This is a genomic window from Pseudoalteromonas sp. G5_S1_54_S4 (genome assembly GCF_054968565.1).
Window position 1 is genome coordinate 1 of the sequence record NZ_JBQKUL010000013.1, and the last position, 13,992, is coordinate 13,992.

The 13,992-nt window shown below is 39.7% G+C and carries 10 protein-coding genes; 7 read left to right on the forward strand and 3 right to left on the reverse strand.

Going from position 1 to position 13,992, the window contains the following annotated elements; all coding sequences use genetic code 11:
- Positions 1 to 814: 814 nt before the first annotated feature.
- Complete coding sequence (locus ACTRWE_RS07120) at positions 815 to 2,086, reverse strand: LysM peptidoglycan-binding domain-containing protein (protein ID WP_462879740.1); 1,272 nt, start codon at positions 2,084 to 2,086, stop codon at positions 815 to 817.
- Between the two features lie 66 nt (positions 2,087 to 2,152).
- Positions 2,153 to 3,016 (reverse strand): LytR/AlgR family response regulator transcription factor, encoded by an 864-nt coding sequence (locus ACTRWE_RS07125; RefSeq protein WP_462879749.1) that lies wholly within the window; start codon positions 3,014 to 3,016, stop codon positions 2,153 to 2,155.
- Between the two features lie 184 nt (positions 3,017 to 3,200).
- On the opposite strand from ACTRWE_RS07125, the gene ACTRWE_RS07130 reads away from it, so the two are divergent.
- A complete protein-coding gene (locus ACTRWE_RS07130; protein WP_462879741.1) occupies positions 3,201 to 4,481 on the forward strand; it encodes an acyltransferase family protein in 1,281 nt (426 codons plus the stop codon).
- 133 nt (positions 4,482 to 4,614) lie between these two features.
- Positions 4,615 to 6,321: a tetratricopeptide repeat protein gene (locus ACTRWE_RS07135; RefSeq protein ID WP_462879742.1), complete on the forward strand. Its 1,707-nt coding sequence runs from the start codon at positions 4,615 to 4,617 to the stop codon at positions 6,319 to 6,321.
- 57 nt (positions 6,322 to 6,378) lie between these two features.
- Here ACTRWE_RS07135 and ACTRWE_RS07140 read toward each other — a convergent pair whose 3' ends face one another.
- Positions 6,379 to 6,906 (reverse strand): sugar O-acetyltransferase, encoded by a 528-nt coding sequence (locus ACTRWE_RS07140; RefSeq protein ID WP_462879743.1) that lies wholly within the window; start codon positions 6,904 to 6,906, stop codon positions 6,379 to 6,381.
- A gap of 162 nt (positions 6,907 to 7,068) precedes the next feature.
- Between ACTRWE_RS07140 and ACTRWE_RS07145 the strand changes: the two genes are divergently transcribed.
- The 5 genes from ACTRWE_RS07145 to ACTRWE_RS07165 all read left to right on the forward strand — a co-directional run bounded on the left by ACTRWE_RS07145 (position 7,069) and on the right by ACTRWE_RS07165 (position 13,991).
- Positions 7,069 to 7,833, forward strand: coding sequence for a DeoR/GlpR family DNA-binding transcription regulator (locus ACTRWE_RS07145; protein ID WP_462879744.1), 765 nt, complete (start codon positions 7,069 to 7,071; stop codon positions 7,831 to 7,833).
- Between the two features lie 46 nt (positions 7,834 to 7,879).
- Positions 7,880 to 9,700, forward strand: coding sequence for a glutamine--fructose-6-phosphate transaminase (isomerizing) (gene glmS, locus ACTRWE_RS07150; RefSeq protein WP_462879745.1), 1,821 nt, complete (start codon positions 7,880 to 7,882; stop codon positions 9,698 to 9,700).
- A 115-nt stretch (positions 9,701 to 9,815) separates the two neighbouring features.
- Entirely contained in the window at positions 9,816 to 11,006 is a 1,191-nt protein-coding gene (locus tag ACTRWE_RS07155; RefSeq protein ID WP_013466252.1) for an alpha/beta hydrolase-fold protein, read from the forward strand.
- A 101-nt stretch (positions 11,007 to 11,107) separates the two neighbouring features.
- The gene (locus ACTRWE_RS07160; RefSeq protein ID WP_013466251.1) at positions 11,108 to 12,487 is read left to right on the forward strand and encodes a KAP family P-loop NTPase fold protein; all 1,380 of its coding nucleotides are present in this window, start codon (positions 11,108 to 11,110) and stop codon (positions 12,485 to 12,487) included.
- A 205-nt stretch (positions 12,488 to 12,692) separates the two neighbouring features.
- On the forward strand, positions 12,693 to 13,991 hold the full coding sequence (locus ACTRWE_RS07165) for a DEAD/DEAH box helicase (protein WP_013466250.1): 1,299 nt from the start codon (positions 12,693 to 12,695) through the stop codon (positions 13,989 to 13,991).
- The last annotated feature ends 1 nt before the right edge of the window (position 13,992 follow it).

Below are 13,992 nucleotides of genomic sequence, written 5' to 3' on the forward strand. Positions count from 1 at the left end.
TGAGAAAGCCCGACTAGAAATAGTCGGGCTTTTTTACGTCTGCAGGAAAGTGAAACCCCAAAGCCAAGACCCCATGCCGAACTCAGTAGTGGCCGCTCTCGTACATCCTATGCTCCATGGCATTCGTATTTCTATACATCAAACAAAACAGCGCGAAGGCGAGCCCCGCACAAGGCCGCCCCGACACAATAATAGTATCCCATTTGCTATGTGGCTCTCTAGCGCTGTGGGCACTACGACATTCTACTGCGTAGCGCACCGACTCCAAATACAAGCAAGCCCGACTCAAAAGAGCCGGGCTTTTTTACGTCTGCAGGAAAGTAAAAATATTAGCTATCAGCCGTCAGCTATCAGCTATCAGTTGCACAGTGTCAACCTGTACTTCGTAGCGTGGGTTGAGTATTACGAAACTCATGGGTAAAAGAACGCACCGACTACCTCAGAGTCCAATTCATCCCATTAAAAAACATAAGTGTACCTTGCTGTGTGGCTCTAGAGCGCTGTAGGCACTACGATATTCTACTGCGTGGTCACTACGAAGGAACGCGCCGACGCCAAATATGTGCAAGCTCGAATCTAAATTTATACCAATTCGCTTAATTAAGCGGTCTATTTTGAGGCAGGAAAAACGGGTTGATAGCTAGGCAATAAATTCGCTATTTAGTTGTTCTAAATGAGAATTTTTTAACACAGATAGCGACACGTTTAGCCCCGCAAAATGATTGAGTATTATTGCGGGTTGGTATTAGGTCTTTTGAAGGGTATATGGGCTGATAAATTCATCAGTCCATATATTTAATAATTAGCGAGGTCGTTAGCGATTAGATAAGAATACAGTAAGCTTTTTACCTATTTTTAAATGGTCGCTCGAAAGGTTATTCCATTGTTTTAGTTTAGTAATACTGACTTTGTAGTGACTGGAAATTTTCCATAAGCTATCACCCGATTTAACCTGATGTTCAATTTGGGTATCGGCTAATTGAGGGAGCACAAGCTTTTGGCCAATTCTAATGGTGTTACTTTTTAGATCGTTAAACGCTTTGAGTTGGCTAATACCCACTTTGTAGCGTTTCGCTATAACACTTAAGCTATCGCCACGTTTTACTGTGTAGTGTTGCCACTGACTATAATCATTGGAATCAAGATTAGCGAGCATGTCTTTAAATTGTGTTTGTTCAGCAACTGGGACAACAATGTGGGGCGCATCAATAATTGCTGGAAAGCGGATCACACCATGGTTTAAAAATTCAAGTTGCTGCCATTGCTTTTGGTTATCTAAAATAACAGCGTCATCAATAGGCAATACTGCAATTGTTGGGCTGTTTGAAATTGTAGGAAAAGCCATTTTTTGGCTTTTTAATAATTGTGCCGCAGCTAGTAATTTTGGCACGTACTGACTGGTTTGTTTGGGCAGTTTTAAATTGAAAAAATCAGTGGGTTTGCCTTGTTTTTTATTATTACTAATTGCTCTAAGTACACGACCTTCACCTAAGTTATAGGCTGCTATAGCGTGATACCAATCACCATCAAAGCGCCTGTGTAAATATTCCATAAAATCCAACGCTGCTCGGGTACTGTCTATTACGTCCTGACGTCCGTCATACCAAGAGGATATTTGCACTTTAAAATATTTAGCGATGGCAGGCGTTAATTGCCAAAGTCCAGATGCATGCTTGTGCGAATAGGCACTGGCATCAAAGTCACTTTCAATTAGCGGCATTAATGCTAATTCTATGGGTAAGTTCCGCTTTTCAACCTCTGTGGCTATATAATAAAGGTAAGGCTCAGCACGGCGACTAATTTCATCCATGTAATTTGGGTGCGATAAATACCATGCAATACGTTGCTGTACATCTGGGTGGCTAGAATTGGCAAATGTAAGCTGCGTTCTGATGCGTTGCCACACATCATCGAGTTTCTGAGGACTTAAGGGAGCTATTTGCTCAATATTTTCGTTTTGTTCTTTAACAACAATATTCGGGTTAGCTTTAATATCAGGTTGTGAAGATGGCTGTTCGGGTGTGGTTTCACAACCGGATAAAATTAACACTAATGGCAAAATGCGGATAAATCGATTTAAAGGCACGTACTAAACTACTCCGAAAAAATGAATGCGGCTAACCTAAAGTAGGTTAGCTTAACATAGCGTGAGTTAAGAATGACTTGTAGTTGAATTTAACAGTTCCTTAAATTGTTCTTTATAGCGACGTGACAGGTTTAGCACTTTGCCTGTAGTGAGCTTTACTTCACTATCGCCACTTGCTAATGGCGTGATTGATTCAACCGCGTCTAATCTAACCGCATGAGAACGGTGAATGCGGCAAAATCCTTGTGGCTCTAACTGAGTTATAAGTTGTGTCATGGTTGCACGAAAAGGGTAAATTCGAGCGCCAATATGTAGATTTACATAATTGCCATTTGATTCAAGCCAATCTACTTCTGCTACGCGAACAATAAATTCTTTTCCCAGCTTTTTTACCAGTAGCCTGTCTAAGCTTACATGTTCAGCAGTATCTTCGCCTTGACTGATCGGGGCTGCTTCACCTGTTAATTGGCTCACGACATATTGATAGGTTTTAATAACAATAATCAAAAATAAGAATCCCCACAAATCTTTGCGGTATTCATAAAGTAACTCAAACCACACTAACCCAAAGTCATATTGCATACCCTGCATGGTGTAAATGAGTTTGCGGATAGCGACCATAATACCAATATGTAATAACGAAAAAGCAATGCTCGCTACTAAGTACAGTAATATTGAATGAGAGATTTTTTGCCAATTAAAGGGCTTAGCTTTTAATAACCAAACTAAAGCCGGAAACAATAATAAAGTGCCAATAGCACTCGAGTATTCCCACACAAAGGGCTCCCAGAGCATAAAAGGAAGTGCGCCATCACGTTGGGCTTCCATAATATTTGAGCTGGCATTAATGGTGTTGTTTATAAAAATATAACTACATAAAAATAAAGCCGCGTACCAAGTTTGATAGCGCTGAAAGTGCGATAAAGTGATCATTATTATTGTAACTCTTTAAAAGACCGCAATTAGACTAGCAAGAGAGTGATAAAACACCAAGTTTATATCATCCCTGATATCCACCGTTTATCCCTATTGACTGTTTTATAAGCCTTTTGTGATTGCTTAACACAGTGTGTTGTCCATAGTTGTTATTAATTACTCATAAGTTAAATCTTCTATGAATCTTAAAATAGTCATTAAAAATACAACACGTACGCTATTAAAACCTTGGGTAAATGTGTTTAACCAAGGCGAAGAGTTACCATCTCGCCGTTATGATTTAGATTGGCTGAGAGTACTTGCCTTTGGCTTATTAATTTTTTACCACACCGGCATGTTATATAGTGAAAATTGGGGCTTTCATTTTAAAAGTCAGTACTTATCCAGCGGTATTGAAAGCATTATGCTTTTATTGTCGCCATGGCGAATGGGATTAATTTGGTTTATTTCAGGTGTGGCGCTGCGCTTTATTGTTGCGCGCTTTAGTCTAGGTATGTTTTTAACTACGCGAAGTGTAAAAATATTACTGCCTTTATTGTTTGGCATTTGGTTTATTGTGCCTATTCAGCTTTATGCGCAAATGAGCCAAGAAGCCAGTTTAGCTATGGGCTTTTGGCAGTTTTACAGCCAGTTTTTTGATTTAACCAACCCTTTATTCGAGCGCTATCAAGCAGGGATTTGGCCTCATGTCGATGTGAATCACCTTTGGTACTTACGTTCGTTATGGCAATTTACTTTATTGCTGGTGCTAGCAATGCCGCTGCTTCATCACGCTACTGTGCATACAATAATCACGCGTTTATGTGGGCGCTCGTTATTTACAGTTTTTATTGTATTGCTATTGCCGCTGTGTATTTTAAAACTGAGCTGGCCGAGTGATACTTTCCGATACCCCATGGGCGCGCTGTTCTTACTTTATGGTTACTTGCTTGCTTGGCAGCCTGCATTTTATAGCCAGCTACTTCGCCATTGGCGAGTGCTATTAGTGGTATTCACTTTAGGTTATATAGTTGTTGTGCTGTGTTACAACACGATTTGGCAAAACCCTGCTGCTAGCCAATGGCAAATTACCAGCATGGATATGCTGTATACTGCGCAACGATTAATGGGCGTGTTGTTAATGCTGGCACTAGCACAACGTTTTTTGAATCACGATCACCCTAAACTGGCTTTATTAAACGGTGCAGTATTCCCTTTTTATCTATTGCATCAAAGTGTGATTATTGGCCTTGCGTTTTATTTGTCGAAGCTGCAATTAGGTGGTTTTGTGGAGCCATTACTTATACTCAGCCTCACTTTCATTATTTGTTGGTTGGTGTTTATTGCTGCGCGCCGTATCGACTTATTAAGCCCACTGTTAGGAATTAAAGTCACAGGTAAATATAAAGCATGGCAAGTTAAAGTGGGCTTTGGTTGCGGACTAATATTGGTAAGCCCGCTGATCTTTAGGTTGATTTAGCATTAAAAATATAACTTAAAATATTTTATAAATGATTGGTTTTATGTGGTATGTGCTACAAAACTCGGTTAGATTAAAAGGCTACTATGTGGTTATACAACCTGGCAAAGCAAATTTATTTTAGGGATGATTGATGCGTTTTTTATTACTACTTGTTTTTTTATGGGGCTTACCTAGCGTAGCTTTTGCTACAGCAACACCTAATTCAACGCCTGTAAATTCTGCTCCTATTATAGCTAATACGCAAAATAGCCAAGATCTGATGTATCAGCAACTGTTTAGTATGCAAAGCCAGCTTGTTCGGCTAGATGAAAAGCTACAACAACAAAAATCACTCGGTAATGATTTTAAGACCTTAGAAGCGGCGCAGCAAGCACTCAAAGTTCAACTTGCTAACTTACAGACTAAACTCGAAGCGCAAGAAAAGCTGCAAACTAATCAGTTGAATGGGGTTGATAGGCGGATTTCTGACATAGCAAGTAATACTAATAAGTGGGGCTTGGCATTAACTATTTTTGGTTTGATTATCACGGTTGCTGCAATTGCTCTCGGTTTTAGTGCAAAAAACAGAGCGGTATACGAAGCCAAGCAGGCTGCTAATACAGCCTCAGAAAGTCATATGGAAAAATGGTTATTAGATAATAAAGATAAATTAATTTCAGAGACCAAAGTTGAGCTCGAAAAGGTGAGCTTTGAGCTAAAAGAGCGAGCCGAAAAGTTAGCAACAGAAGCGAGTGCTGCACTAAATAAAATTGAGCGTGATCTAATAGAAGAAAGTAAAAGAATTATTACCTCAAATAAAGGGGAAACAGGTAAAGATTTAAGTAAACACAACAAATCTCCTACAAGGGCTTCAGCTAAAGATTGGTTTAAAGTTGGTTTAAGTGCATTTGAAAAGGGTGAATACGATGAGGCTTTAAAAGCTTGGGCAAAAGTATTGCAGTTATTAGATCAAAAAGAAGAGCCCGAACTTTATGCTGTCACACTGATGAACCAAGGTATTACTTATGGTCAGCAAGGCAAGTCTGATGACGAGCTCAACAGCTACGCAACCTTAATTGAGCAGTTCAAAGACTCATCGAATGAAGGGATTCAAATCCAAGTGGCTAAGGCGATGGGTAATCAAGGCGTTACTTATGGTCAGCAAGAAAAGTTTGAAGACGCACTCAACAGTTACGCAAGCTTGATTGAGCAGTTCAAAGCTTCACCGAATGAAGAGATTCAAATTCAAGTGGCTAAAGCGATGTTTAACCAAGGTGCTACTTATGGTAAGCAAGAAAATTTTAAAGACGCACTCAACAGTTATGCAAGCTTGATTGAGCAGTTCAAAGGCTCAGCGAACGAAGAGATTCAAATTCGGGTAGCTAAAGCGATGTGTGGCCAGAGTGCTGTATATTGCCAGAAAAAAGACTTTCCCTCAGCTCTAAAATCGCACTCAATACTATTTAAACAATTCCGCAGCTCAGAAAATAATGAGATTAAAGAAGTAATAGCAGATTTACAGACCAATATTGCAGAACAAGCTTTAATTTATGAAACGCCAGAACAAGTTCTTACTCGTGTTGCAGAGGCAGAAAAATACTCAGATAACCCAGAGAACTTAGCCGTAATGCAGTTTATTCGTTTTTTACTTGACGATAAAACGATTGAAGAGGTGTTTACTGCCCTAACCAAAATCCCGACGGAAATGAAATTAACGTGGAATTTTGGTGAGATTAAAGATTACCTAACCGATAATTTTGAAGGTATAAAGCAACAACAGATTCAAGCTGTTGTACAGTATTTTGAGCAGCATAAAGATATTGAACAATTAAGGGTTGAATTAGGAATTAAAGGCTAGCTCAATATAAATTAAATATCGCCGTAAACGACGACCTTTAGGGCGGGCTTTAGCGTGTTAAATATCCTTGAGCTTTATCGCGGGGTTACCGGCAACAACAGTGTTCGCAGCCACGTCTTTGGTTACTACCGACCCTGCGCCCACAACAGTGTTATCGCCAATGCTAACACCCGCTAAAACGATAACTCCCGCCCCAATCCACACGTTATTGCCAATAGTAATCGGCGCAGTAAAGTTTTCTTTATTGAGTCGCTCTGTGGGGTTAACCGCATGAGATACTGCCAAAAGTTGAACGTTTGGGCCGATTAAACAATCGTCGCCAATGCTTATGGCTCCTTCATTTATTGGCGCATCCAACACAGTGCAGTTAATGTTTATAAAAGTACGATCACCTATATGTATTTGCGAGCCATAGTCACAATGAAAGCCCGCTTCAATAATTACTCCATCACCACAGTGTGAGCATAATTCTTTTATTCGCTTTAAATTACCTTTACTGGGGCTTTTATTAAATAAGCGGCAAATTTCGTGCACAGCTTTTCGCTGCGCTAGATTCTCTTTACTAATACTATTAAATGGCTGCATATCAATTTTGTTTAACTTAAATAATGGTGTCTAGCTTAACCTACTTTGAGCATGATGATAATTTGAATAAAACTGCGCTTTTTTTATGCATTCACTTGCCATTTATTATGTTTCGTTTAAAATCCCCTAACTTTCGAAACGAAACTTAATAGTAGTTACTTAATGACCAAACGAAACACCCAGCAACGCCGTCATCTGATCCTTAGCCAAGTAAATGAGCTTGGTGAAGTGGCCGTTGATATTTTAGCTGAACAGTTTCAAACATCAGAAGTAACTATTCGAAAAGACTTAACCTCGCTTGAAAAAAGTGGCTTATTGCTGCGCCGTTACGGCGGTGCTATTGCGCTACCAAAAGAGATTGTTAGCGATGAGATTGATTCTAAGCGCAAAGTGGCCATTGCCAAAGCGGCAGCTGCGCTTATAAAAGATCATAATCGCATTATTATAGACAGTGGGCGCACCACTGCAGCGATGATCCCTGAGTTGGCTACCAAGCAGGGGTTAGTTGTTATGACTAACGCGATTAAAGTGGCAACGCGTTTATTAGCACTTGAAAATGAGCCAACACTTTTAATGACAGGTGGCACGTGGGATCCGCATTCAGAATCGTTTCAAGGGCAAGTAGCTGAAAATGTTCTATGCTCATATGATTTTGATCAACTATTTATTGGTGCCGATGGCATTGATGTAGCGCGTGGAACAACCACGTTTAATGAACTTGTTGGATTAAGCCAAGTGATGGCTAAAGCGGCGCGCGAAGTTATTGTGCTGGTTGAGTCAGAAAAGATTGGCCGAAAAATACCAAATTTAGAATTACCGTGGCAAACAGTAACCACATTAATAACCGACAGTGGCTTAGCAAGTGATAAACGTGCAGCCATAGAGGCGTGTGGTGTAAAACTAATTTGCGCAGAAATTATGGAATAGCAACTACATCGTGAGTTGCTAGAATTAAAAAATTAATGGAGACACTATGTGTGGAATCGTTGGGGCTGTTGCAGAACGTCCAGTAAATAAAATCTTAGTTGAAGGCCTTAAGCGTCTTGAGTACCGCGGTTATGACTCAGCAGGTGTAGCTTTATTTGAAGGCAATACACTTAATACAGTTAAAGCAGTAGGTAAGGTTGTAAACTTAGAGTCAGCACTTGAACAAGCTGGTGTTAGCGGTCACACAGGTATTGCACACACTCGTTGGGCAACTCATGGCGGTGTAACTGAAGCCAATGCGCACCCACATGTTTCAAGCAATCAATTAGCGCTTGTACATAATGGTATCATTGAAAACCACGCAAGCTTGCGTGCAGCGCTTAAAGGCGACGGTTACGAGTTTTTATCAGACACCGACACTGAAGTCATGGTGCATTTAATTCATCAGTTACGTCAGCAGCACACCACTTTATTAGCGTCAGTTCAAGCAGCTGTTAAACAGTTTGAAGGCGCATTTGGTACCGTTGTGTTCGATAAAGCGAATGATAACGAAATTATTGTAGCGCGCTCAGGCAGCCCGTTAGTTATTGGTTTAGGCCTTGGTGAAAACTTTATTGCCTCTGATCAACTTGCATTATTACCGGTGACTCGCAGCTTTATCTTCTTAGAAGAAGGTGATGTAGCGCGCATTACTCGCGACACCGTAGAAATTTTTGATGCCGATGGCAACGCGGTTGAACGTGAGGTTGTTGAATCAAACATCACACAAGATGCATCAGGCAAAGGTGATTACCGTCACTACATGCTAAAAGAAATTTATGAGCAGCCACTTGCAGTACGTAACACCCTTGAAGGACGTTTAAACGATGACCGCGTAGCTATTGATGCTTTTGGCGATAGCGCACAGCAAATATTTAAAGACGTAAAACACGTACAGATTATTGCCTGTGGTACGTCATACCACTCAGGTATGGTTGCTCGTTACTGGCTTGAGCAATTTGCAGGTGTTAGTTGTAACGTAGAAATTGCCTCTGAGTTCCGTTACCGTCAATCGTTTGTACACGAAAATAGTCTGCTAGTAACGATTTCACAGTCAGGTGAAACGGCTGATACTTTAGCTGCACTGCGTTTAGCTAAAGAGCAAGGTTATATGGGGTCAATGACTATTTGTAACGTACCAGGCTCATCGCTTGTACGAGAATCAGACCTTGCCTTTATGACCAAAGCTGGTGCTGAAATTGGCGTTGCATCTACTAAAGCATTTACTACGCAGCTTGTTGGTTTGTTAATGCTTACTGCGTCTATTGCGCAAGAAAAAGGATTAGATCAAAGTACGATTGTTAACGCTATTAAATTGCTTCCAGCTAAATTAGAAGAAACGCTACTATTAGCTGATGGCATTGCAGACCTTGCAGAAGAGTTTGCTGACAAGCACCACTCACTGTTTTTAGGTCGCGGGTCGCAATACCCAATCGCAATGGAAGGCGCGCTTAAGCTTAAAGAGATTTCATATATTCACGCTGAAGCATACGCAGCAGGTGAGCTTAAACACGGCCCATTAGCGCTAATTGATGCCGACATGCCAATTATTGTTGTAGCCCCAAACAATGAATTGCTTGAAAAGCTTAAATCAAACGTAGAAGAAGTACGTGCACGTGGCGGCATCATCTATGTATTCGCTGATAAAGATTCACACTTTGAGTCAGACGACACAATGCGTGTAATCAACGTAAACCACGTAGATGACGTAATTGCCCCTGTTGTATATACAATTCCACTACAGTTGCTGTCGTACTATGTAGCGGTCATTAAAGGCACAGATGTTGACCAGCCACGTAACTTAGCAAAATCGGTTACAGTTGAGTAAAATCAAATGGTTATAGATTTTTATTAATGTTAAAAAAGCGCTTAAGGCGCTTTTTTTGTGCCTGAAACTCTGTTAGCTTAAGTAACTTATTATTTTATTCTCTAAGGGATTAGTCATGCGTTTATTAACCGTTATTTGTTTTGTTAGCTTTAGTATTTTTAGTTCACAAAGTGCCTTTGCACAATCTGGCACTAAACAGCAAAGTACAGATTACTCTCAGTACACACATACTATTAAATCGGTTGTTTTAAACGAAGAACGCACAGTTGTCGTGCAATTGCCTAAAAGCTACCAAGCTCAGCCAAATAAGGTATACCCAGTTGTTTATCGCTTAGATGGGGCGGGTAATATACCGCTTGCGAGTGCTGTTATTGAGCGTTTACAAAATGATAATCGTGCTCCAGAGGTTATTATTGTCGCTATTGAAAACACTAATCGACTTAGAGATTTTTATCCTACAGTGAATAAAGAGCCGCAAGGTCCTGTCGGTGAAGGGGGCGGCGCAGCAAAATTTTTAGCGTTCTTTGAACAAGAGCTTATTCCTCTCGTTAATAAAAATTATCGTACGCATGACTATAAAGTGATTGCTGGCGCCTCCGCTGGTGGTGTATTTGCGCTATATGCTTTGCAGGCAAATCCCGAACTATTTCAAGCGCACATTGCTTATAGCCCTGCGGTTTGGTGGAACTATGGCGCAATGGTAAAAAGCACAAAATCGTTTATAACTAAAACGAAAGAACTTAACAATTACGTTTACATTAATATTGGCGAAGAAGCCGGCATAATGCGTGAAAGGTATGATGAATTACAGCAATCACTGCAATCACATAAAGTGCCAGGGTTACGCTTCTCTAGTGATGCGTTTGATGGTATCTCGCATAACTTAACCGCTGCTGCTGGCGTATTTAATGCCTACTACAACTTATTTTTACCTAAACAAATGCCTATAAGTGCTTTAACTGACGATGTAGCCTCTATTGATGTTTATTACAAAACATTATCTCAACAATGGGGCGAGCAGATATCTCCACCAGATCGTGCTGTTAGATTACTTGGTTACAACCTAACGGACAGCAAGCAGTTTAACCTCGCTATAGAGGTGTTTAAGTACAATATAAAAAACTACCCAAAATCAGTCGATGCGCTTTCAGCCTTATCCTACGGTTATGAAATGCAAGGTGATACTCGTCAAGCGCTTGAAAATATGGAATCTGCTCTAGCAATTGCAAATGACTCATATCCTTATATAAATTACTTAAAAGAAACTAGGGCTAGGTTACAAGCAGAACTTAGTAATGGTCGCTAAAGCAGAATCTAAATAAGCTAGTTATTCTTAATAGAAGTTAAAGTTTGTTTATTTATGATTCAATGACGATATATCTATAAACAAAATCAGGAACTCTGAAAATGGCACCATGGAATGACGATAAGCTAAATAGAAAGGAAGATGCAAAGTATCTAACTGCATACTTACTCAATCGATTTACAATAAAAAAAGATGAGCCTTTTGTTTTAAATATTGATGCAGAGTGGGGGTTTGGTAAAACCTATTTTCTTACAAACTGGCGAAGAGATTTAAAATTTGAAGGTTGTGAAGTTGTTTATTTTAACGCTTGGGAGAAGGACTTTACAGATAACCCTTTGCTTGGTTTTATTTCTGCTATTGATAAAGAATTAAAACCCTTTTTTGATAAAAAGGCTAATGCAAGCCAAAAAACTAAATGGAATAAATTTAAGCTTGCTGCTGCTCCATTGCTTTTATCCTTTATAGCAAAAAGATTGACAGGCAACTCTCTCGATCAAATAAACGAATTAATTGAGAGTGATGGTGAGGAAAACAAAGCTTCTAATATAGATAAAAAAGATACAAATAAATTAGTTGAAGGGCTAACAACTCAAGCAACAAATATTGCTTTAGAACATCAAGATAGTATTGAAAGTAGTATTACTACTTTTAAGGTTAATTTAGAGGCGATCGCTAAAAAGGCGGGTAATGATAAAAAACCAATTTTTATATTCGTAGATGAACTCGATAGATGTAGGCCTAGTTATGCTATTGAACTACTCGAGACGATTAAACATTTATTCCAAATACCCCGCGTTTACTTTGTGGTAGCTACCGCCTCCGAGCAATTAAGTCATTCGATCAAGGCTATTTATGGTAATAATTTTGAATCTAAAAAATACCTAAATAGATTTTTCGATCAAATTTATCATCTACCGTCACCAAATCGCTTGTCTTACTCAGAGTACTTATGGAAAACAGAGCTTATTAGTGATGATAAGTTAATTGCTGTACATAATAATGGTAACGCTTATTTGTTGGCTCAAACTGCGGTTTTATGTGATGCAGGTTTACGTGATATTGAGCAGGCAGTTAAGATTCTTCAAGCTATTCAATTAACGACTAAAGAAAGATTGTATACATTACCATTAGCATTTTTAGCGATATTAAAAATAAGTAAGCCAGAATTGTATAAAATCACGATTCCAATGTGGAAAAATAAGTTTCGAACTGATACTAACCAGCAAAATTGGGATATATTTATTAATAAAATGAATAATCCTGAGTCGAATTTGTACTCAAAGGTAGCTTCGGAAGGTAAGATTATCAGTGTTATAAGTAAGTTATTAGGAAAAAGTGGAGTTAAATCTACAGAAATTCAAAGAGGTACTGAAGAACTTGGAGATATGATCTTACATGACTTTAGTTGGAATCAAAATCAAGAGTTTTCAATAATACATTACCCTGAGTTAGTTGAGCGTGCAGGTCACTTTGTATCTTAGAATAGTAGAGACCTACCAAAACAAGTCTTTTATGACAAAGTGTGGGATAAGCTCTTATCTAAAAATATCAGAAACCTGCTCGTAACTTGTTGCGCGAATCGCGCAGCTGTTATCCATAAAGAGATTTAAATCACTAACCCCTACTTAACGGACAGTAAATGCGCTAAAATTACAGGCTATTTTTAGTAATGAGCCCGCACCTTTTATGACCTCATCCGCAAATCCTAGTAATTTCAACGAACTTGGCCTTATTCCAGAGCTAATTGCTCGTTTGTCTGATCTTGAATACTCGCAACCTACGCCGATTCAGGCAAAAGCAATTCCAAGTATCTTGGCGGGGAGTGACTTAATTGCGGGGGCAAATACCGGCTCAGGTAAAACAGCAACCTTTGCTTTGCCTATGCTACAAACGCTATTTTTAGCGCAAGGTGCTAAAAAAGCAGCGAGCAAAGGCAACTTTGTAACAGGGCTTATTTTGGTACCTACTCGCGAGCTGGCAGTGCAGGTAGCCGATAGTGTTAAATCGTATTCTGCTAATTTTAATGGCGCCATTAAAACGGTGGCGGTATTTGGTGGTGTGTCGGTTAATACCCAGATGCAAGCACTTCGCGGCGGTGCTGATATCATCGTGGCAACCCCAGGGCGTTTACTCGACTTAATATCAAGCAATGCTATTAAGCTTGATAAAGTTTCAACCTTAGTGCTTGATGAAGCTGATCGCATGTTAAGCCTTGGCTTTACTGAAGAGCTTGCTGAGCTATTGGCATTAATGCCGGCTAAAAAGCAAACCATGTTGTTTTCAGCGACTTTCCCAGAGCAAGTCACACAATTAACACAAAAGCTGTTAACCAATCCTGTTGAAATACAAGTTCAAAGCAAAGACGAAAGCACTTTAGTACAGCGTGTATTTACGGTTAATAAAGGTGAAAAAACCACGGTTTTGGCGCATTTAATTAAGCAGCATAAATGGCGCCAAGCGCTGATTTTTGTCAATGCTAAAAAAGATTGTGAGCACTTAGCCAGCAAGCTTGAAAAACGCGGCGTGAACGCACAAGTATTCCATGGTGATAAAGGTCAAAGTGAGCGTACTCGCGTAATTGAAAAATTTAAAGCTGGCGAAATAGAAGTACTAATTGCCACCGACATTGCAGCCCGTGGTTTAGATATTGAAAAGCTACCAGTAGTAATTAACTTTAACTTACCGCGTAGCCCTGCTGATTACATGCACCGTATTGGCCGAAGCGGCCGTGCTGGTGAAGTTGGTTTAGCGTTATCATTAATTGATTATGACGACTTCCATCACTTTAGAATCATTGAAAAGAAAAACAAACTTCGTTTAGAGCGTGAAGAAGTAACGGGTTTTGCGGTAAACCAAGGCAATCTTGATGCAGCACAAGCACTTAAAAACGATAAGCCAATGGCAAAGCCTGAAGGCACAGGTAAGAAAAAGAAGAAAAAATCCAACCAAGAAGATGACGTATGGAGCGGCTGGAGAAAAAGATAAG